Below are 20,734 nucleotides of genomic sequence, written 5' to 3'. Positions count from 1 at the left end.
AAAGCCACAAACTCTGCGAAGACTGCCCTCGAACACCTAATGGAAAATGGCCAGCGGCAAGCCGCTGGCCATTCCATTTTGTGATACAAATTCACATCAACAAAACCGGTCTCGCTCAAAGCTGCTTTTTGTAAAAGTGAACTTGTCACCACAGCCTATCATACAACGCTTTGGTTGCGAGGTTTGTATCAATCGCACCAGTTTCAGAGTCTCCTCCATATTTCCAGCTCCACACGTTCGCTGAATGGGAGGGGGTTCTTGGATTGTAGGCAGGAGCATTTCTTTCTCCCGATGGACGTGAACTTGCTTCAGCACTCCAGAGGATGGTATCTGTAAGAAGCTTCTCATTCTCTTTTGCGGCCGCACTAAAGGAATTTTTGAATTCATCTTCTGAAAGGTCCTGATAGAAGCCGGCTGTATAACCTTTCGACTGAATACCTTCATACCAGCCCCTTAGCCAGGCCCCATCAACGCCAGATGATTGCTCCAGGTTAGCGAAAATCGGGACACCCATTGGGATACCCATTCTCCTTGCGCTTGATACAGCATCCACCGCAGAAGTCATGCCGCTGCGAACGCCTGTTGCGGAAGTGAAATTATTATATATGGGAAGAAGCTTTGTCCCTCTGCTTCTCAAAAATTCAATTTCCGCTCTGGACAGGCCCTCAGAATAGCCATCAACAGTCGTTAAACATCTTCCCCAAAAGAGAGGTTTTCCAAATCTTTTCAACACATTGTTATATACATCGCTTGTGACGCTGGCTGACGAATCCACACCCCAATATGTTTTTACCATCAGGCTGATCTCCTTCCCTGATCCCTTTCATTTATTTATATTGCCGGTGAGGGAAATTAGACCAGTCAGGCCTAAATGGTACAGGTTCTGAATGAAAAATGCTTTGGTTTGCTTTTGAGTCTCATTCATTCAAATAGCATTTGCTGGGCTATTTTAGACCCCCAAAAAAATACCGCCCTCAATGTTGAAAGGACGGTGTTTTTCGCACTGCTTATTGATTCGCAAAAAATGCAGCAAGTTCCTGGCTGTGCTTTCTGCGCGCTTTCCGGTGTGCTGCCCGGTTATCAGCTGTTTCGTTCAGCCACTTTTCTTCTTCTGTTTCAGGGATGATCTTCGGAACAGGGCATGGATTTCCTTCATTATCCAGGGCCACGAAAGTGAGGAAGGAAATGGCCGCTACTGCTGTTTCTCCCGTCAGCAGGTTCTCGGAAGTCACTTTTACACAAACCTCCATGGAACTGCTGCCAGTATAAGTCACCATAGCTTCAAGCGTTACGGCATCCCCAACCTTGATTGGTTTCAGAAAATCCACCGAATCAGTCGATGCCGTTACCACGGGGTTTCTCGCCATTTTATATGCAGCTATTGAAGCAACATCATCAATATAAGACATCAGCTTCCCACCGAACAATGTTCCATGGTGGTTCGTATCGGGAGGAAGTACATGGCTCGTTTTGATCGTCCTTGTATCCTTTACACGTTTGGATTCTATCATCATAATCACCTTTCAAATTTGGCTTCTTCTTATATAATCCACTAATTTATACAAAACAAACACGCTTGAATATTCTTATTAAAATTTCTTCATTTGGTGAGGGCAGATAAAAAAGTGAATGGATTCCCCCTATGTAAACGAAGTATAGTGAGTCAGCAGAAAGCATCTTTTTAAAAGGCTCAACTCTTAAAAATGTTGCTTTTGAATGCTTTATCTTTATTATCCTCATCTCCGTTTTTACGGAGGAGGAGTGGAAATCCATTAGTTTTATAATAGCCATATTCTATGTGAAAACAGCCTTTTTAAAAAGCCCAAAATAAAAAGCCGGAAAGATGAACTCTCCGGCTGGATGGAAATATTATTCATATTTCTCAAGTAGGTTAGCTAAAACGTGCTTTTTGTAGGATTCCAATTTGCGTTCCTCGTAACGGCGAACACCTTTTTCCTTTAATTTTTCCACGTACCAGCCTTTGCTTCCGAAATGCATTGAAATACACCCTTTCTTTGCGATTTATTGAATGGAATCAAGCGGCTTTTTCAGTATTGACGCTGCATTGTTATAGAGTTTAGATATGGCTTGATCAACCCTAATTCAAAGGCAGCAATGTGTACGAAAAAAGCTTAAATGAAATATAAAATTTCAACCGGGTCCCATTGTAACATCTATAAATCTATGACGAAAGGGGTAAAGTTCAATTTTTTAAATTCATAACAAATCAGGGTTCAGTATGAGCTGGAGCACCCTGCTTAATGCTGTTTTCTTTATCGATCTGTGAGAACATCACGTAGTACAATACGGCACTTAGCGCTGCCAAAACAGCAAGGATGAGGAACGTCAATTCGTACCCTGCCCATAATGAAAAAGTAATAGAAACAGGGGCAATCGTCCTCGCTAATGTAAACCGCATGCTTGCAGCGGCAAAGTACTGACCCCGCATATTTTCAGGTGCAAGATTGGAAATGAAGCTCTGTTGAATGCCTACTGTCATTAATTCTGCAAATGTGAAAATGGCCATGGAAATGACGAACATCCAAATCGAGGATGTCTGGCCAAAGATAAAGATGGATACCGCATAAATCAATGAAGAAAGAATAAACACATTTCTTTCTTTATACTTAGTCATCCACTTTGTGACGACAACTGTGAATAGGGCAACAAGAAGGCCGTTTTCTGATAGTATGAGACCAAAAACCTGTTCTCCTGTTAATGAGAAGGACAGCAATGTAGCAGTTTCCATTGAATCTTTTATATAAACCGGGATTAAAAGGTCCAGCTGCATAAAGGTCTGGCCGACCAGTACACCTGCCACTATGAAAAGAAGGAAGGTCCTGTCCCTGATAATCACTTTATAATCTCTAAATTGATCTATTAAAGCGTGATACCATACCCTTGATTGTCCAGGGGCAGCAGATAGTTCTTCCTCTCTCTGAGGAGCTGTCTCCCTTGTCATTTTGGCCAGCATTAGTCCAAGGACCATGCAGATAATTGCTGACACCAATAGCAGCTCGAAGCGGTAGTGAACATAAAAAATACTTCCTAAAATCGGGCCGATTACAACCGCGATATTAATGGACGTATAAAAAATGGCGAATACGTGGCTCCGATGCTTCTCTTCGACCACGTCCGCAACCATCGCCTGGCTTGCGGGCCAATAAAAGGAACCGAACACGCTCGCAAAAGTGAAGCAGACAAATCCAAGTGCTGCTGATTCCAGCCATGGAGAGCTGGCAAAAGCAAAAACGAGGAATGCCAATCCCTGTCCAACAGAGGAGAGCACCATCATCGTCTTCCTGCCAAACCTGTCAGCACAATAGCCGCCCATCAAATTTGCAAATACAGCAAAAAGTTGCGAGGCAATAAGCAGCAAACCGGCCATCTGCTTCCCGAATGCCTCTGTAAAATAAATCGTCAGAAACGGAAAGAACATCCAGAACGTAATGTTCATCATCGCTTCCCCGAAAAGTCTCACTTTCAAATTCCGATCCCAATCTCTGATTCTCATAAAAATTCTCTCCGTTCCCCTTATTTAACCTTTAATATCATATAGTTCAATCCAGATAATTACAAGGGGCTGTTTTTGGAAACGGTGGACCGGATTTTCCTGGTGCTTCCCAGCTGCTCGCTATACTTGGTGGGGATTTTTGGATTTTAGTAGGGTGTTTACGGGCTAATCACTATACTAGGAGAGGACTTTTTGAATTTAGTAGGGTGTTTACGGGCTAATCACTATACTTGGGGAAGCTTTTTGGATTTTAGTATGGTGTTTACGGGCTAATCACTATACTTGGAGAGGATTTTTGGATTTTAGTAGGGTGTTTACGGGCTAATCACTATACTAGGAGAGGACTTTTGGATTTTAGTATGGTGTTTACGGGCTAATCACTATACTTGGAGAGGATTCTTTGAATTTAGTAGGGTGTTTACCGGCTAATCACTATACTTGAAGAGGATTCTTGGATTTTAGTAGGGTGTTTACGGGCTAATCACTATACTTGGAGAGGATTTTTGGATTTTAGTAGGGTGTTTACGGGCTAATCACTATACTTGGAGAGGCTTTTTGGATTTTAGTAGGGTGTTTACGGGCTAATCACTATACTTGGAGAGGCTTTTTGGAWTTTAGYATGGTGTTTACGGGCTAATCACTATACTTGGAGAGGCTTTTTGGAWTTTAGTAKGGTGTTTACGGGCTAATCACTATACTTGGRGAGGCTTTTTGGAWTTTAGTAGGGTGTTTACGGGCTAATCACTATACTTGGAGAGGATTTTTGGAATTTAGTAGGGTGTTTACCGGCTAATCACTATACTTGAAGAGGCTTTTTGGATTTTAGTAGGGTGTTTACGGGCTAATCACTATACTAGGAGAGAATTTTTGGATTTGCACAGGTAAACGTATTGGATTTTTTTATGAACAAGGAAAGCATCTCTTTCTTTTTTCTATCAGGAGCCTGCAGGTAAATATCAGCGGAAGTGAAAGGCCGGTGCAAGAAGGTTTTCTAAAGGGCGAAAGAAGATGAATTATAGTAAACACCATAGCTGAAAAAGCGGGGAGACATAAGGGGCAGATTTAATCTACAAGGTACAATCAAAGACTGGCTTAGCTGGCGGCCAATAGTGTTGACAGTAAAACAAGAAAACCAATCCGCAAATATGCGAATTGGTTCAAGGTCATTCATTCAATTAAAACGCCCAATCTCCATTGCGGAACACTGGTTCAGTTTTGCCGTCTTCAGTGATGCCGTCGATATCCATCTCTGCAGATCCGATCATGAAGTCGACGTGGGTAATACTGTTATTCAAGCCTGCTTTTTCAAGCTCGTCTTTGGACATTTTCTTTCCGCCTTCCACACAGAATGCATAAGCGCTTCCGATGGCAAGGTGATTTGAAGCATTTTCATCAAACAGTGTATTGTAGAATAGAACATTGGACTGGGAAATAGGGGATTGGTGTGGAACCAATGCTACTTCTCCAAGGAAATGAGAACCCTCATCTGTTTCTACCAGGCGCTTCAGAATATCTTCGCCTTCCTCTGCTTGAACTTCAACGATGCGTCCATCTTTGAATGTCAATTTAAAGTTGTCGATTACGTTTCCGCCGTAGCTTAGAGGCTTCGTGCTCGAAACGGTACCGTTCACACCCGTCTTCAATGGAACAGTGAAAACTTCTTCAGTCGGCATGTTGGCCATGAATTTTACATTTTGCTCTGACACGCTTCCTGCTCCGACCCACATGTAGCCTTCAGGGAACTCGATTGTAAGGTCTGTTCCAGGCGCTGTGTAATGAATTTTCTTATAGTTCTTGCTGTTAAGGTAATCCACTTTTTCGTGCAGGTTCTGGTCATGGTCTTTCCAAGCTTGAACAGGATCCGCCTGATCAGCACGGACAGCTTTGAAAATCGCATCCCACAGTCTGTCTACTTGCTCTTCAGCAGGCGCGTCAGGGAATACTTTCGCTGCCCATTTTTCAGAAGGTGCCGCCAAAACAGACCAGCTTACTTTATCCGATTGGATATAAGAACGGTATTTGTCCATTGCCTGGCCGGCCGCTTTTTGGAAGTTGGCGATCCGCTCAGGATTTACTCCTTTTAAAAGATCAGGAGATGCAGAAACGATGGACATGAATGCCGCGCCCTTTTCCGCAAGTGTTTCCATTTCTCTTGCCTTCCACTCTGGAAATTCAGTGAATGCCTCATCTGGTGCAAGGTCATACTTATAACGGTTGACCGTGTCATCATTCCAGTTTACATAGACATGTTTTGCTCCTGTCTCATAAGCCTTTTTAACGACAAGTCTTACAAATTCAGCTGCATCAAGGGAAGCGTTGACAACCAAAGTCTGGCCTTTTTGAACATTTACTCCCACTTTCACAGCTAAATCTGCGTATTTCTCAAGGTTTTGTTTAAAATTTTCCATATGTATTCTCCTTTAATTCAGAATCTTTCTAACTTCATTTTAACAATCCATAAGGCTTTTGCAAATTTTTTCATTTAATTTCTTTCATACAATCTTCGTTGAATGTCTCGTGAGACAAGTTTTTCTTGAGTTTTTAGTTTGATTGGTGTCTAGAAAACTTGTTGAGATCCGTCCACCTTAAATTCTTGATCGCATGGGTCTCTAGAAGCTCCCTAAAGACCTGTTCGCCTAAAACTCTCGGACGCATTGATTTCTTAAAGCTCTAATGAAACCAGTTTCCCGAGCATTCAGAAAAGTAAAGGTCTCTTAAAACCTTGATTACACCAGTTTCCCTTTATAGTAGAGCAGCAGTGATCTCTATCACCACGAGCTAAGGGCACAGGCTATAGAAACACACTGAACATTACGGAACAGACTGCCTCTATTATGCAAACTAAGCTGGAAAGTTATTCTTAGAAGCACATGATTAATTTATATCTTTCTAAAAGTAAATTATAATAGATGGATGAATTGATTATTGAGGGCTTTTTGCCTGTAAGGGTAGGATTCTTAGAAACGCCACTGCTCTAAACTGAAGCAGGAATGCAATCCGGCCAAGAATCCTAGCAGAGGTATACGAATGTTAATGACTGGAACAAGCTGCGAGTACCTTAATTGATATACAACACGAGGAGATGAGACTCTATATAAACATAGAAAGAAACAGTTCACTATGGACCAGGCTGTAAACGGAAGGGGTCACCTAAACATGGAAAAGAAAATCGGTTTGGAATCGCTTAAAAGGAACACGGATTTTTTGCGGATCAATCATATAGATTTTTATATATTGGACTACAGCATAGAGAACCGCCTCGCAAAGGAAGAGTATTCTAGTGTGTGGAGGGCTGTAAAAGAAATGCTGCCATATAATTCATTCTTCCTTGAAATGGGTCTTTCCCGGGCGGCCGTTATCCTGCCGGAAAAATCAGCAGAAGAAGCTGAGCGGCTTCTGAATGCCACAATTGAGACAGCCGGAAATGGAGAGGGCTTTACCGCTGTGTTTGAAGGAAAAGTCTGCAGAGATATCACTGAAGACCTTGAGTTAGATGGAATCACTTATAAAAAAGTTGTGGACCCAGAAGTGATGTCCCTCCATGAAGAGACAGAAACTGCTTATTCTGAAAAGAATCTCAAACTATCTATCTTGGATGATGATGAAGTTATTCGTATGTTCCTTGGAGATCAACTGGATGCGGTAGACTGGGGAGAGTGGGAAGTTGACCTGCAGGTTTACAGGGAAGGGGAGTCCTTCCTGAACAGCGGAAGGCTGCAGGAGAATGGAAAACATATCATTATTCTTGATGGGATTATGCCTCGTATGGACGGAATGGAAGTATTAAGTGAAATTCGAAAAAAGTATAATGAAAGTGAAGTTTCGATTATCATGCTGACCAGCCGCAACCGGGAAAATGATATTGTTTCTGCCCTGGAGGCTGGAGCTTTTGATTATGTGACAAAGCCGTTCAAAATTAACGAATTGATAGCAAGGATCAAAAGAGTGGCCAAGAGGATGGAAAACGGAGATGGTTAATGTTTCGTATCTTCAGATTGCCATTGCGATAGCAGGGGCACTCTGCCTCCTTTTGGTAATGCTGGGTTACCTCCTTATCAGGAAAAAACTCGAACAAAGGAAGATGGCTGATCTTCGTATGATGATAGAAAGAATCAGGCCTTTATTGATTCAGGAACTCCTTAGGGGCGAAGAGGAAGAGTTGAATCAGATCAAGAAAGATGCTGTCTTTAAGGGAGCTATTGAAGAAACGCTTAAAAACCTGGGAGCAAACCTTGATTCTTCTTCTTTTAAAAGAACCATTGGGGACACTGCCGGTAAATACCTTTCTGACTCTTTAAATAAGGACCTTTCGAGCCGTCGATGGGCCGATAGAATGAATGCTTTGGTGTCGATCAAAGACTTTCAGATATACAGCTTCGTGCCGGATCTTTGGAAGCTCTATGAAAAGTCCGGAACTTCACAGGAGGAGAAAAACTTAATATTGCAAATAGCAGCGGGGGCTGATGATCAAAAGCTGCTGGATGTACTGGCTGTCTCCTCACCTTATCAATCGACGTTCTTTTATAAACAAATCATCCGAAGGGTTTCTCCGGAGACCTTGAATCTTATTATAGCGAGTTTCAACGATATTTCTTCTTCCTTCAAGGTGGCTATTCTCTCTTATATTGGGGAAAAAAGAGATTTGTCTCTCCTTCCGTTCACAGAGTCATGCCTGGATTCAGAGGATCATGAAGTCAGGGTTAATGCAGTGAAGGCAATCAGGAGTATAGGCTTCATCTCTAAACCGCAGGCGCTGTATCCCTACTCCCAATCGGAAAGCTGGGTGGAGCAGATGAGTTTCGCGCAGGCAGCGGGGGAAATCGCCCACCCTGGCTATAAAGATATGCTGTTTGAATTGCTGTCGTCCTCCAATTGGTGGGTGAGGTACTATGCAGGTGAAGCTCTTTCAAAATTTAAAGATGGAAAATTGCTCTTAAAGGATGCAGCCGAAAATCATCAGGACGCATTTGCAAGAGATATGGCCTCACAGTGGTTGGGAAGTGTATAGATGTTCTATTCAGTATTGAGTGATATTTTTTATTTTGCTGGTGCTCTTTTGATTGTGTATATGCTGTTTGTGTTTACTTTTTATCTGTTCATTTTCTTTGTTTCAGCGGTTGAATTAAGAAAGAAACTGGGCATGGAAACCGGGCAGCATGAAGAACTTTTATATTCTTATGATACCAAGCCGGTTACCATACTGGTTCCTGCTTACAATGAACAGATGGGGATTGTCCAAAGTGTAAGATCCCTTCTCAGTATGAACTACCCTGAATACGAGATTGTCGTTGTTAATGATGGCTCCAAGGACGATACCCTTCAAGTGATGATCAATCAGTTCTCTATGGAGAAGATCCCGATGGTCATCCGGAAGTCGCTGGACACACAGCCAATCAAAGCAGTCTACCAGTCAAAGGTGTACAAGCATGTGTACCTTGTGGATAAAGAAAACGGCGGAAAAGCAGATGCTTTAAATGCAGGAATCAATATCTCGAAGTTTCCTTATTTTTGCACGCTGGACGGTGACTCCATTCTTGAAAGGGATGCTTTCCTTCAAGTGATGAAGCCGATCATTGATTCTAATGGAGAAGTAATTGCTGTAGGAGGGTCAGTGCGTATCGCCAATGGATGTAAAATTGAACGCGGAGAAGTCGTTGAGGTCGGCTTATCCAAGCGGCCTGTTGTCATCATGCAAGTGATCGAGTATCTCAGGGCATTCTTAATGGGAAGAATCGGGCTCAGCAAATTCAATATCCTTCTGATCGTTTCGGGTGCCTTTGGTGTATTCCACAAGGACTGGGTATTGAAAGCAGGAGGATATAATCCACATACAGTGGGCGAAGATATGGAGCTGGTGGTCAGGCTGCACCGCCTTCTAAAAGATGAGAAAAGCACGAACCGGATTGAGTATATTCCTGATCCGGTATGCTGGACAGAGGCACCGGAATCGATCAAGGTTCTTGGCAGACAGCGGAGCCGCTGGCAGAGAGGGCTGTTTGAAACTCTTTACCTTCATAAAGGAATGCTCTTGAATCCACGATATAAAAGTGTAGGACTCGTTTCACTTCCTTATTTTCTGCTGATCGAATTGCTCGGCGCCGTGGTAGAGTTTCTCGGATACGTCGTCCTTGTTATGGGAATCACCTTCTCGTTGATTTCATGGAAAATGGCGCTCCTTCTATTTTGCTTGAGCCTGTTGTACGGTTCTTTTTTATCGATGTGCGGAGTGCTTCTCGAGGAGTGGAGTCTGCGGAAGTATCCTAAGCTGAAAGATGTGGTCAAACTATTCTTTCTCGCACTTTCCGAAACATTCTGGTACCGTCCGATGACGACATTCTTCAGGATTCAAGGCTTGCTGCAATTAAGAAATAAAAAACATCAATGGGGGGACATGGAGAGGAAAGGTGTCTCGTCCTGATATCGAAATCCTTCATAAAGTTAACTTAGAAAAGTCATTCTTATATAAAGGAAATATGAAAGAGGCTGAGACAAAACCTAAATAAAAGGCACTCTTCGCTAAGATTGAGCCAGGGTAAAAAGAATGGATTTCCGCTCCAGGTGCACGACTCCGCGGGGCGGGCGGTGAGCCTCCTCGGCTTTGCCTGTGGGGTCTCACCTGTCCCGCTAGTCCCGCAGGAGGTCGCACACCTTCCGCTCCAATCCATCTACGTTCAAAAAAAGTGGTATATAACCTTAAAAGCAAAATCATTTAAATAGGGCCTAATAAAATGAAAGAACCGCATGAAGAATCAAGGTATACAACCTTGATCTCATGCGGTTTTATTTTTGATTATTTCGACTTAAATCCATTAGTTTTCAACTTATGTCCCAGCCTCTTTGCTTATTCGTATTTTCCGTATAATTCCTGAAGGATATAATAAGACTTCTTTAAGCGCTCCTCATATTGAGGCAGGTCCCATTTATCCCAGGTATACTTCTTTACAGAACTCCCGTCTTCAGGGAGCATATCAGTCACTTTTAAGTTTTTCATCGCCAGGTTTTCGATATTCGTTTCAAGCCCGCTGCCTAAAAGGACAGAAGCCTTGATTCCATCGGTTACCTCTGAAGCATCCATGCCGGCGCTCCATAGATCTCCGATGATTTCTTTCTGGCTTGGATCTCTGAAGTTCAACATCAGCCAAGGGATCCGCACCTCAACAATGCCGTCTTTCTCATTTACGTAAAAGTCCGAAAGTGAATCATATTCAGGGTCTTCGGGACTGCCGATTCCAAATTTTAATCTCCCTGTTTCATACGCTTTGAATGGTAAGGTTTCTCCAGTACTCGGGATGAAAAGCGGCTTATTCAGTGCCAGCCTGATGGGATGGAAGACACCTGATCCTTGCGTACCGTGATACGGCTGTCTGGAAAGGAAAGACAATTGCTCACTATACTGATAATAAAATGGATCGTAGAAGCTGTCAGTGAGAACTCGGGAATTTTTCTTTCCATTCAGATGTAGCACAAAATCGATCCCCTCGAAATCGGTGTCTGAGGTGGAAATCGTATTTCCGCCTTCTTTACCGTTATCAAGAAGAAGGAGGATATCTCTTTCTTCCCAATCCTGTATTGCTGAATCTGACAATTTTAAATTCAAGTACAAGTATTTTTCATCATGGTCAATCTTGAGGGATTGAAGCTCGGATTGTTTTTCTTCAGTATGGTCATAAAGTGCTTGTACATCTTTCCAGTCCGACGTATCGCCATCCAGTTTCACCTTGTGTCTGTCAAAGCTGAGCAGGCCGAATTGCTGTTCGTTTGTCTGGGCATTCGACCAGAAAGGCCTCCTGTCGCTATTATCCAGCTCAAGCGTATTCCAGGTCCTCTTGAACCATTCATCCTGCCAGGTAAACACAAGGCCGCCAAGGTACCCTTCGTTTATGATGTCTTCAAATAGGGAAGCGTCAATGGTTCCTTGGTCTTCTTCATTATGGAACCCTTGATTCCAGCCGTAGGGGTTTTCATGTGTCATTCCCCTTGAGCCCGGAACCCCGAACTCAGCTATCAAAACAGGCAGGCGGTGTGCTTCCTGTAAGTCATTCAAATAACCTGCATAACTGTTTTTATTCCCTCGATGGTCTACATAATTCAGATACTTCTCCTCCAAGTTTAGAAAATCCGGATAATACGGATAGACATGGTAGGAGGCGAATTGTCCCGCAGATTTCTCCTCCTTAAGGTAAATGACATTGGGATTCACGCTGGCCAGGTCTTCCTGTTCAAGCGGTTCTGATGGATGATCCAGCAAATCAGTAGTAACCCAGTTTGTGAATGATACAGGGCGGGTGGTGCCATAATTTTCATTATCATAAACCAGTATTGTATCCATCATCCCCGCCAGCCAATTTTCAAATGGTGCTGCTCCTTTTGTATAAGTGAAGCTGCCATCATACTCACCCATGGAGGCATGAACCTTATTAGTGTTTTCAACCATATAAGGGTACCACTCGATCCCAAGTATCCAGCCTATAACATAATCAGAGATATCAGCAGTATAAATTCCGCTTGCATGTCCCGGTTTATCTGAGATGTTTGCGTTCCCATGGACAACATCTACAATCCGTTTCATTTCTTCTATAAAAGGTTCAGAGCTTCCAGGTGCAAACGCATCGAGCGTCTCTTCCAGAGGCCCTTCGTCAATCCAAATGCCATGGAAGACATACAAAGGATCATCCTTATGTTCATCATTGAACTGTTTCAAAGCCTGGTAAAAGCCAGGAGGATGAAGGGTATAGACTCTGATTGCATTTGCATTCATCTCATGAATCATTTCGAACCATCGGTAGTACTCATCACGGGTGATAGCAGTTTCGCCAGGGAAGTAGCCCGGCTTTGCAATTCCCATATTCACGCCTTTGATTGTCAGCTGTTCCCATTTTCCATCTTTCAAGACCTGATATTGATTCTCTTTCACCAATGCAGGCATAGGCTTGGGATCTGCTGCTTGCTGAGCAGCTTCCTCACCACTGTTTTTTGCCTCATTTAAGATAGCCTTCATCATCGGAACATAAGCTTTCCAATAAAAAGTCTGCGGCCTGTCCTTTTTTTCAAAGGCGAAGATTTTCTGAATGTTTTCAAGGCCAATATACTTATGCATTCTTGGAGAACTTCCTGTATCAACAAAATCTCCAGCGAAGTAATAACGTTTGGACGGCCCTTGTTCAAGCAATGTCACGGCCGGGAAGGAAGCAGGAATACCATACTCCTCTAAGGCTGTCTTACCACTTTCAGTAAGGTCCATCTTATAGTTCCCCAATACTTCCGCAGAATCGTTTTGGATGACGTCAAACCAGTATCCGTAGGAGGGGGATTCCTTCAGCTCGAATAGATTGCGGCCCTTTTCGGTGTAGTCAATCCATAATCCTTTTTCGTTGTAATGTTCTTCTTCCTCCAGGACGAACAGGCTTCCATCTTCGTTTGTGAAAACAAATCCGGGACCTGCAAAAGTCCAGGTGGAGGATTGAGATTGATAGGAGTCAATAATCCAATTTGGAAGTTCTGAACTTTCATTAGGATCAAGTTCATTAAAGTACCTGCCAGTCCAGCCGGACCATTGGATCCCCAGCAGGTTATACATGGACTTTTTAGCTTTTTCATCTGTCGGGCTGGCCAAAGTGTTGAATTCTGTAATCAGGGTGGAGCCATCTTCCTTTAAAGACTTTTCTATTTGATAGACTTCTTCCTGTGTTAAGCCGCCATAGATAGGGTCATTCCCTCGCTCGGAGTTTTCCGATTGTTCAGGATATACTCCGTAGGTGTCGGCTATATAAATGACATCAGGTTTTATAGTGGACAAATCCAAGTTCTTTATTTTTTCGTCTTTTTCATTTTCAGGATGCCAGCCTGCATAATCAGTCAGTTGATAGGAACTGCTGTCTTCTGGCAGAACAATTTTCCAGTGATTGAGGAGCCAGGTCAGCCCGCTGTGTTCTCTGTAATCATCTGCCGGGACAGTCTTATCGAGGATAGCCACACTCAGAGGTGTTTCCGATTTTAACAGCCAAAGGAAGTAGGGGACAGCCGGCAGAATGAGCAGAAAGAGCCAGAGATATTTTTTATTCATTTCATCACCTGAATTTCTTAATTTATGTTTTCAATAGAATCGATGTCATGTAAGTCGTTGACAAGCAGTTTAAGAGAATTGCACTAAGAATGAGTTTAACGGAAAAAGAAAAAATGTAAATAGATGGATAGGTTTTTCATCATGAAAAAACCGGCCAGAGCAGCCGGGGGTTAATCATTCATTCTTTTGAGGGTTATTTAATGAAAACAGGAGACGGTAGTCCTCGGGCCGCTGAACTAAATCTTTCAGAGTATATTGATCCAGAACATCCAGGTAGGCTTTCAAAGCTTTTGCAAGTACATGCTTAAGTCCGCAGACCGGCGTGATGATGCAAGTGTTGTTTTCAGGGGAAAAACATTCGACTAAATGAAAGTCCTCCTCTGTCTTTCTGACAAGTGTGCCTATATTGATCTCCAAGGGAGCCATGGCGAGCCTGATCCCGCCGTTTCTTCCCCGGATAGTTTCTATAATGCCCATCTTTCCAAGCTCATGGGTGACCTTCATCAAGTGATTTTTTGAGATTTGATAAGAGTCGGCGATCTCCTTGATATTGGCCAACTCGCCGTCGGTCCTTGTTGCCAGGTAAATGAGTACCCGCAGAGAGTAATCAGTATATAAAGTAAGTTTCAATTGTGTCACCTTCATTGTGGCAGCCTCAAATATGCAGGCTGCCAGGATACTTTTATTATACAAGTTGAATCTGCACCTGTCTAAATGTGTCTAAAAAGTTAAAGGTGTATTTGAAATATTGCTTTAAGAGTATTCGGGAGCTAACATAAAGGTGTATTAAAAATATATGTTTAAGGACCGATCTTATGTTAGCTCAGCAAACGATTGATATTATTAAATCAACTGCCCCTGTTTTAGAAATAAAGGGGACGGAAATCACATCTCATTTTTACAAAAAACTGTTTAAAAACCATCCTGAATTATTGAATATCTTTAACCATGTTAACCAAAAGAAAGGCCGGCAGCAGACGGCCCTTGCTAATACTGTATATGCCGCAGCACAAAATATCGACAGGCTGGAGCAACTTCTTCCCGCAGTGAAACAAATTGCCCATAAGCACCGCAGCCTTGGGATCAAGCCGGAACAGTATCCAATTGTAGGGGAGCATTTGCTGCTGGCTATCGAGGAAGTTTTGGGAGATGCAGCAACCGATGAAATCCTGGAAGCATGGGGTGAAGCATACGGAGTGATTGCACAAGTTTTCATTGACGTGGAAGAGGAAATGTATCAAGAAGCTGAAGCAAAAGAAGCGGGTTGGAGAGGATTCAAGGACTTTACCATGATCAAGAAAAAAACCGAAAGTTCTTTGATCACTTCTTTTTATCTGAAACCGAATGATGGACAGAAGGTGCCATCTTATTTACCAGGACAATATATTACGGTTAGGCTGGGAATGCCGGGTGAGGAATATCTTTTCAATCGCCAATACAGCTTATCTTCAGCACCTAATGGAGAGTACTTCCGTATTTCCGTCAAACGGGAGGCAGAATATTCTCCTGAAGGAAAGGTATCGAACTATCTTCATGACAAGGTGAGTGCGGGAGATGTGATCGAAGTGAGCGCTCCCGCAGGGGATTTCTATCTTGAGCCAAGCGGCCATTCACCTGTCACCCTCATCAGTGGAGGAGTAGGCATAACTCCGATGTTCAGTATGCTTGAAGACATATCCAGACTGAATCCATCAAGGCAGACAGTATTCGTGCATGCCAGCCGGAATGAAGAAGTACAGGCGTTTAAAGAAGAAGTAATAGAAATAATCGACAAAATGGATAATGGAAAAGCATTTTTTGCTTACGAAAGTCACATTAATTCTGAGGCAGGCTGTGACCATCTTGGCTACATCAATAGAAATGTATTGGAAAGCCTTGTAGACAGAGACAGTACTTGCTATGTCTGCGGTCCTGCTCCATTCATGAAAGCCGTCATTTCTTCATTAATGAGCATAGGCATCTCATTGGATCGCATCCGCTACGAATTCTTTGGACCCGCCTTGAAATTTGAATTGCAGGAAGCGATTTCTAGTGAGAGGTATCCGGGGAACAAATAAGGGCACTGAATATTTATTGAATTTTATAATCTGCTTGTTATGACCAAAGATAAAGTCAACTATCCTTCCTTAAATAGGAAGAAAAGTTGACTTTTTTTCTTTAGGCGCTTTTCGTAAACTTTGTTGCTATTTCAGTCTAATTCCGAAAACAATAAACATATTCACCGGAATAACCACGTAAACAGGAAAAGGAAAGAGCTGCTCTCTCAGATTTGAGAGAAAACCTTAGTATAAGGGGATATCCGAAAGCCGCAATGTATGCGAATACAGCTTTCTTTAAAAGCAATGTATGTGCTTTCCCTATACTACATGGGCTTTATTATCCTGTAATGATTTGAGGGACATTTGCCTGTTAGAGTTGGAAGGTTCGTTTTTCATCTAGTCGATAGAAAGATCCAGTGACCGATAGTACTTTCAAATGTTGTTCTTTTTTGGTGGGAAATAGAGGAAAAAAGTTCCGTTATTTACTAAAGACCACTGAAAAAAGCTAAGATAGGGGAATAAAGTTCCCTTATTTAACTTAAGACACTAAAAATATGAGTTTTTTTATCATATAAGGGTAAAAAGTTCCTCTATTTACCCCTAAATAAGCTTGAATTTGTGATTAAGGGAAAAAAGTTCGCTTATTTTTGCCGCTGGGTCCCCAATTAATGAAATGACACGCCGCTTTCGCTATAAAGCCCATTCCATCAGGCGCACAACAAAGTGGAGCGGGCTTCTTGAACGGAAACCAACACCCTTCACAACACATAAAGCGGCACAATACGATTCAGCAATTAAAAGTCTTTGGTGGACTTTTTCAGTGACCTCGAAGTATGTCCGGGTGTCTCTTTCATCTTTTCTTCAGTAAATAAAAAAGAACCCGCTAAAAGCAGATTCCCTCAAAAACTCAATCCCCATCCACACGGTTCTTGAATGCTTCCTGGGTAACGATATATTCTTCATCTTCAATTTTTTCTTTTGTATGTTTTTCGGTCAGTGAGTCTGAAGGATTGTTTCCTGGATGACCTTTCTTTTTATGCTGAAAAGATTTTCCTCTGCTCATGATGAACACCCCTTTCCCTGTATCGTATTGTTAGTTTTGCCATTGCGGAAGATATTATGTTAGAAATCATGCCTGGGGTAATTTTCAAAAAATGGACAGAATCGAAGACGTTCGATAATGTGTTAAAGGATATAATGATAGTAAGTATTTGGCTCTACGCTTATTTTTTATACTATCTTATCCATGCCCTTTTCAAACAGGGGATTTTAGGGAGTGGAGTGCTTGAATTTTTAATCTGGAGGGGGATCTTCATGGACTTATTCACTATCCTTTCTGAACAGAAAATCAAGAAAGCCTACGAAGACGGAGAGTTTGACCGGCTGCCAGGTTATGGGAAACCTTTGAAGCTGGAAGATGATTCCTATGTTCCACAAGAACTTCGTATGGCACACCGCATCATGAAAAATGCAGGTTTTACAACAGAAGAAAACCACTTGAGAAAAGAAATGCTGCGAATAGAGGATTTAATCAGAGATTGCGAAGATCAGCTGGAGAAAGAAGAGTTGAAAAAGAATTTGAATGAAAAACTGCTGATGTTTAATGGGTTAATGTCTAAGAAGAGAATCAGCACGAATAGTTCGGTATTTAAAAACTATGAACACAAAATAGAAAAAAAGCTTCTGTAAACTGAAGGAGCATCCCCTCTGCAGACGGGATGCTCCTTTTTTCGTCTATATCCATTTTCAGAGTACAGCCATTATTTATTATCGATGTTGGCCTGTATCTTTTCTGCACTTTTCACTGTTTCATTGACATATGAAGCAATGGTGCCTGTATCTTCATTCAATGTTTCAATGGTCGCGCTGACCTCTTCAAGCCCTGCTGATGCTTCTTCGATGACGGCAGCCAGTTCTTTGGTTGAAAGTTCAGCGTGTACGGTTTGCTCTTTTACAGAATCAGAATTAGCAGCCAGCGTATGGAACTCAGATTGAAGCAGGTGAAGCTTGGACCTCAATTCCTTGAATGAACTGCTTACATCTCCCACAGCCTGAATGTTTTCGGACAGCTTGCTGCTGCTAAGATTCATCTTCTTCAGTGCAGCGGAGTTCACCTGATTGACAGAAGCAAGGTTTTCATTGATGCGCGAAGCGGTGGTGCTTGTCATTTCAGCAAGTTTTCTGATCTCATCAGCCACTATGGAGAAGCCTCTTCCTGCTTCACCTGCTCTTGCGGCTTCGATGGAAGCATTCAGGGCAAGCAGGTTGGTTTGCTCTGTTATTCCCTGAATTATGCCGACAAAGCTGTTCGTTTCTTCAAACTTATTCGTCAGTTCAGCGAACGTGATACTAAGTTCGTCAATGAGTGTGTTCAACTCATTCATGTCAAGCTGAAGTCCGTCTGCCTTTTCTGTTCCGCTGATAGCAGTGATATTCGCTTCTTCCGAATGCTGAAACAGTACTTCTGCCATAGAGGCCATACCTTCCATTTGTCTCATCGTAGTCTCTGAAATGGAGGCAATGCTGTTAATTTGGTCGCTCTGGGTCTGGCTGCCCGCCGAAATTTCCTGTAGTGCGGTTTTCATCTCGTTATGGGAGAGCAGATGGTGCTGAATTTGATCATTCACTTTCTTAATGCTTTTGAATATTGTTTGCAATTCAGATTCCAGCAAAGTTTTTTGATTTTCTTTTCTCATATTTTCGGCTTCAGCTTCTACAATAAACTTCTGAAGCTGTGAAAATTGGTTCGTATTGAGTTTGACGACAATGTACAGCAAAATTCCCAGCATTATATAAACAAGAATTCCAGGAATAAAGATTGAATCAATTTCTCCAGGTCCTTGAAAGAATTGCTTGTTCATGATGAACAGGATGAAACCTGAGACGTATCCAATAGAGAATAGAGAAAGCTTAAAGTGAAGGGCCGAGATAACTGCAAGAAACAGCAAAATGATCAGGTTGTTCCCAGAACCGCCGTTTACCAGGATATCGACTCCGATTATTATGTAGACAACTGGTAAAGTAAAGAGGGGGAACAAGTGATACTTTTTAAGAGCTGCCTGGAAAATGAGAAAGAAAACAATCATGGCTGAGAGCTGGGCAGAGTAGAGGATTGTTTCAATTAACGGGTTTTTATTAAAAACAGTATAAAGGATAGCTGCCATCAAGGAAGCAGAATAGAGCAGCAGCATTAAAAGGTTCTTCTTTTTTAAATCCTGCAGTTTTAAACCATCAATGGTCATGGGACGTCTCTCCTGTCGATTAGTGATTCATTCTACTTATTTTATCGTCAGTTTTCGCAATTTTTCAATAGCTTTAATGGAAAATAATATAAAATAGTAGAACTAACTCTTACTTTCTGTCTGCTTATAATTAATTTTGAGTAAAAATACCGACAGAATGTTGAACTGCAGGGGAGAATAGGTCAAGCCATTCATATTAGGAAAATTTGAAGATAAAAACGTGTAAATCTTTGAAATGCAAAATTTGTCCTTTAATTATTTCTACATCATCCGATATAAGAAGAAAGAATAATTAATTAGGGTGATTTTTATGGATAAAACATCATTTATTGGAGTTGTATTGGGAATTGTAGCGGTTGGTGCAGGTATGGTGTTAAAAGGGGTGGAGATTACAGCCCTGATTAACCCCGCAGCCATACTGATTATTGTTTTGGGTACCGTGGCAGCAGTGACAATTGCTTTTCCAACATCGGAAATAGTAAAGGTGCCAAAGTTATTCGGCATCATTTTTAAAGAAACGGAAGTTAAAGATCCTAAAGAGTTAATCCGTATGTTTTCAGAATGGGCAGATTTAGCAAGAAGAGAGGGGCTGCTTGCCCTTGAAACAAAGACAAGTGAAATTGACGACCCGTTCTTAAAGAATGGGATGGGGCTGGCTGTTGATGGACAAAGCGCGGATTACATCAGGGATGTCCTAAATGAGGAGATTGATGCAATGGAGGAGCGCCATCAAGCTGGGGCTCTAATCTTTACTCAAGCTGGCACATATGCCCCAACCTTAGGGGTACTTGGAGCAGTAGTAGGATTAATAGCCGCTCTAGGATATATGGACGATATAGAGCATCTAGGTCAAGCAATTTCTGCAGCCTTTGTAGCAACACTACTAGGCATTTTCACTGGTTATGTCCTTTGGCACCCATTTGCCAACAAATTGAAAAGAAAATCAAAACAGGAAGTCAAACAGAAAATGATGATGATAGAAGGTATATTATCAATAATAGAAGGAGAAGCTCCGCGCGTAATCGAACAGAAGCTTGCATCATATTTACCTGCAAGTGAAAGAAAACGAATTACGGATGAGGAAGTGGTCAATGATGAGGCGGCGTAAAAAGAAGCAACATCATGAGGAACATATTGATGAATCATGGCTGATTCCATATGCAGATTTACTAACCTTGTTATTGGCATTATTTATTGTTCTTTTTGCCGCTAGCAATGTAGATGCGAGAAAGTTTCAGGCCTTGTCACAAACTTTCAATCAGATATTCACTGGAGGTGCCTCTGTAATGGAGTATCCTTCTCCAGTTCCGGAAAGTGATTTAGGGGAGAATAAAAAGGCGGAAGACGAAAATCCTTTGACTGTCGATGAATTAGAAGCAGCAAAAAAGAAGGATCGTCAAGAGTTGGAAGAACTTCAAAGCAAAGTGAATGGTTATATTACAGCCAATGAGCTTCAGAAACAATTCGCTACAGAGCTTACATCAGAAGGCCTTCTGTTGACTATAAGAGATAACGTACTCTTTCAATCAGGATCAGCGAATGTAGCAGGTAAGGATGAGAGAGTCGCAAGGGAACTATCAGGACTTCTGGAAATGGATACTCCCAGAAGTGTCATCATCAGTGGTCATACCGACAATATCCCGATTTCCAATGCCAGCTACGACTCAAATTGGGAGCTTAGTGTCATGAGGGCCGTCAACTTCATGAAAATTATTTTGAGAAACCAAAATCTTGATCCGCGGTGGTTCAGTGCAAAAGGCTTTGGCGAATTCAAACCTTTAGCTGATAACGATACAAAGGAAGGCAGAGCCAAAAACAGAAGAGTGGAAGTATTGATTCTGCCGAGAGTAATACAGTGAATATATTGGCATTTAAA

At 42.1% G+C, this 20,734-nt stretch carries 16 protein-coding genes; 7 read left to right on the top strand and 9 right to left on the bottom strand.

Annotation, left to right across the window (positions count from 1 at the left end; genetic code table 11):
* Positions 1 to 145: 145 nt before the first annotated feature.
* The 5 genes from FZC78_RS16830 to FZC78_RS16810 all read right to left on the bottom strand — a co-directional run bounded on the left by FZC78_RS16830 (position 146) and on the right by FZC78_RS16810 (position 5,922).
* Entirely contained in the window at positions 146 to 796 is a 651-nt protein-coding gene (locus FZC78_RS16830; protein WP_148941279.1) for a glycoside hydrolase domain-containing protein, read from the bottom strand.
* Positions 797 to 1,007: 211 nt separating this feature from the next.
* Entirely contained in the window at positions 1,008 to 1,511 is a 504-nt protein-coding gene (locus tag FZC78_RS16825; protein WP_148941350.1) for an acyl-CoA thioesterase, read from the bottom strand.
* A 358-nt stretch (positions 1,512 to 1,869) separates the two neighbouring features.
* Positions 1,870 to 1,998 carry a DUF2639 domain-containing protein gene (locus FZC78_RS16820; RefSeq protein ID WP_148941278.1) on the bottom strand — a complete coding sequence of 43 codons (129 nt, stop codon included), beginning with the start codon at positions 1,996 to 1,998 and terminating at the stop codon, positions 1,870 to 1,872.
* A 229-nt stretch (positions 1,999 to 2,227) separates the two neighbouring features.
* Positions 2,228 to 3,514, bottom strand: coding sequence for an MDR family MFS transporter (locus tag FZC78_RS16815; protein ID WP_148941277.1), 1,287 nt, complete (start codon positions 3,512 to 3,514; stop codon positions 2,228 to 2,230).
* 1,175 nt (positions 3,515 to 4,689) lie between these two features.
* On the bottom strand, positions 4,690 to 5,922 hold the full coding sequence (locus tag FZC78_RS16810; RefSeq protein ID WP_148941276.1) for an aminopeptidase: 1,233 nt from the start codon (positions 5,920 to 5,922) through the stop codon (positions 4,690 to 4,692).
* A 748-nt stretch (positions 5,923 to 6,670) separates the two neighbouring features.
* On the opposite strand from FZC78_RS16810, the gene FZC78_RS16805 reads away from it, so the two are divergent.
* The 3 genes from FZC78_RS16805 to FZC78_RS16795 are packed head-to-tail and all read left to right on the top strand — an operon-like array spanning position 6,671 to position 9,932.
* Complete coding sequence (locus tag FZC78_RS16805; protein WP_187444973.1) at positions 6,671 to 7,492, top strand: response regulator transcription factor; 822 nt, start codon at positions 6,671 to 6,673, stop codon at positions 7,490 to 7,492.
* Positions 7,485 to 8,522, top strand: a complete 1,038-nt coding sequence (locus tag FZC78_RS16800; RefSeq protein WP_148941274.1) for a HEAT repeat domain-containing protein — start codon at positions 7,485 to 7,487, stop codon at positions 8,520 to 8,522. Before FZC78_RS16805 ends, FZC78_RS16800 begins: the two co-directional genes overlap by 8 nt.
* Positions 8,523 to 9,932, top strand: a complete 1,410-nt coding sequence (locus FZC78_RS16795) for a glycosyltransferase family 2 protein (protein ID WP_148941273.1) — start codon at positions 8,523 to 8,525, stop codon at positions 9,930 to 9,932.
* Positions 9,933 to 10,355: 423 nt separating this feature from the next.
* On the opposite strand, the gene FZC78_RS16790 is transcribed toward FZC78_RS16795, so the two are convergent.
* Entirely contained in the window at positions 10,356 to 13,577 is a 3,222-nt protein-coding gene (locus FZC78_RS16790) for a hypothetical protein (RefSeq protein WP_148941272.1), read from the bottom strand.
* A gap of 174 nt (positions 13,578 to 13,751) precedes the next feature.
* The gene (locus FZC78_RS16785) at positions 13,752 to 14,207 is read right to left on the bottom strand and encodes an RrF2 family transcriptional regulator (protein WP_148941349.1); all 456 of its coding nucleotides are present in this window, start codon (positions 14,205 to 14,207) and stop codon (positions 13,752 to 13,754) included.
* A gap of 185 nt (positions 14,208 to 14,392) precedes the next feature.
* Here FZC78_RS16785 and hmpA point away from each other — a divergent pair, with 185 nt between their 5' ends.
* Entirely contained in the window at positions 14,393 to 15,634 is a 1,242-nt protein-coding gene (hmpA, locus tag FZC78_RS16780; protein WP_148941271.1) for an NO-inducible flavohemoprotein, read from the top strand.
* 889 nt (positions 15,635 to 16,523) lie between these two features.
* On the opposite strand, the gene FZC78_RS23765 is transcribed toward hmpA, so the two are convergent.
* Positions 16,524 to 16,679: a hypothetical protein gene (locus FZC78_RS23765; protein WP_187444522.1), complete on the bottom strand. Its 156-nt coding sequence runs from the start codon at positions 16,677 to 16,679 to the stop codon at positions 16,524 to 16,526.
* 251 nt (positions 16,680 to 16,930) lie between these two features.
* On the opposite strand from FZC78_RS23765, the gene FZC78_RS16775 reads away from it, so the two are divergent.
* Positions 16,931 to 17,305 carry a DnaJ family domain-containing protein gene (locus tag FZC78_RS16775; protein ID WP_148941270.1) on the top strand — a complete coding sequence of 125 codons (375 nt, stop codon included), beginning with the start codon at positions 16,931 to 16,933 and terminating at the stop codon, positions 17,303 to 17,305.
* A 71-nt stretch (positions 17,306 to 17,376) separates the two neighbouring features.
* On the opposite strand, the gene FZC78_RS16770 is transcribed toward FZC78_RS16775, so the two are convergent.
* Positions 17,377 to 18,858: a methyl-accepting chemotaxis protein gene (locus FZC78_RS16770; protein ID WP_148941269.1), complete on the bottom strand. Its 1,482-nt coding sequence runs from the start codon at positions 18,856 to 18,858 to the stop codon at positions 17,377 to 17,379.
* Positions 18,859 to 19,168: 310 nt separating this feature from the next.
* Here FZC78_RS16770 and motA point away from each other — a divergent pair, with 310 nt between their 5' ends.
* On the top strand, positions 19,169 to 19,966 hold the full coding sequence (motA, locus tag FZC78_RS16765) for a flagellar motor stator protein MotA (protein ID WP_148941268.1): 798 nt from the start codon (positions 19,169 to 19,171) through the stop codon (positions 19,964 to 19,966).
* Positions 19,953 to 20,717, top strand: coding sequence for a flagellar motor protein MotB (gene motB, locus FZC78_RS16760; RefSeq protein ID WP_148941348.1), 765 nt, complete (start codon positions 19,953 to 19,955; stop codon positions 20,715 to 20,717). The genes motA and motB overlap by 14 nt, the downstream gene beginning before the upstream one ends.
* The last annotated feature ends 17 nt before the right edge of the window (positions 20,718 to 20,734 follow it).

The organism is Rossellomorea vietnamensis (assembly GCF_008180415.1).
Taxonomy (GTDB): Bacteria; Bacillota; Bacilli; order Bacillales; family Bacillaceae_B; genus Rossellomorea; species Rossellomorea vietnamensis_C.
This window is presented reverse-complemented; position numbering and strand designations above follow the sequence as displayed.

Bases quoted from the DNA above. Each gene is read 5' to 3' on its own strand.
- FZC78_RS16830 (WP_148941279.1), bottom strand. From the start codon at position 796: ATGGTAAAAACATATTGGGGTGTGGATTCGTCAGCCAGCGTCACAAGC.
- FZC78_RS16825 (WP_148941350.1), bottom strand. From the start codon at position 1,511: ATGATAGAATCCAAACGTGTAAAGGATACAAGGACGATCAAAACGAGC.
- FZC78_RS16820 (WP_148941278.1), bottom strand. From the start codon at position 1,998: ATGCATTTCGGAAGCAAAGGCTGGTACGTGGAAAAATTAAAGGAAAAA.
- FZC78_RS16815 (WP_148941277.1), bottom strand. From the start codon at position 3,514: ATGAGAATCAGAGATTGGGATCGGAATTTGAAAGTGAGACTTTTCGGG.
- FZC78_RS16810 (WP_148941276.1), bottom strand. From the start codon at position 5,922: ATGGAAAATTTTAAACAAAACCTTGAGAAATACGCAGATTTAGCTGTG.
- FZC78_RS16805 (WP_187444973.1), top strand. From the start codon at position 6,671: ATGGAAAAGAAAATCGGTTTGGAATCGCTTAAAAGGAACACGGATTTT.
- FZC78_RS16800 (WP_148941274.1), top strand. From the start codon at position 7,485: ATGGTTAATGTTTCGTATCTTCAGATTGCCATTGCGATAGCAGGGGCA.
- FZC78_RS16795 (WP_148941273.1), top strand. From the start codon at position 8,523: ATGTTCTATTCAGTATTGAGTGATATTTTTTATTTTGCTGGTGCTCTT.
- FZC78_RS16790 (WP_148941272.1), bottom strand. From the start codon at position 13,577: ATGAATAAAAAATATCTCTGGCTCTTTCTGCTCATTCTGCCGGCTGTC.
- hmpA (WP_148941271.1), top strand. From the start codon at position 14,393: ATGTTAGCTCAGCAAACGATTGATATTATTAAATCAACTGCCCCTGTT.
- FZC78_RS23765 (WP_187444522.1), bottom strand. From the start codon at position 16,679: ATGAGCAGAGGAAAATCTTTTCAGCATAAAAAGAAAGGTCATCCAGGA.
- FZC78_RS16775 (WP_148941270.1), top strand. From the start codon at position 16,931: ATGGACTTATTCACTATCCTTTCTGAACAGAAAATCAAGAAAGCCTAC.
- FZC78_RS16770 (WP_148941269.1), bottom strand. From the start codon at position 18,858: ATGACCATTGATGGTTTAAAACTGCAGGATTTAAAAAAGAAGAACCTT.
- motA (WP_148941268.1), top strand. From the start codon at position 19,169: ATGGATAAAACATCATTTATTGGAGTTGTATTGGGAATTGTAGCGGTT.
- motB (WP_148941348.1), top strand. From the start codon at position 19,953: ATGAGGCGGCGTAAAAAGAAGCAACATCATGAGGAACATATTGATGAA.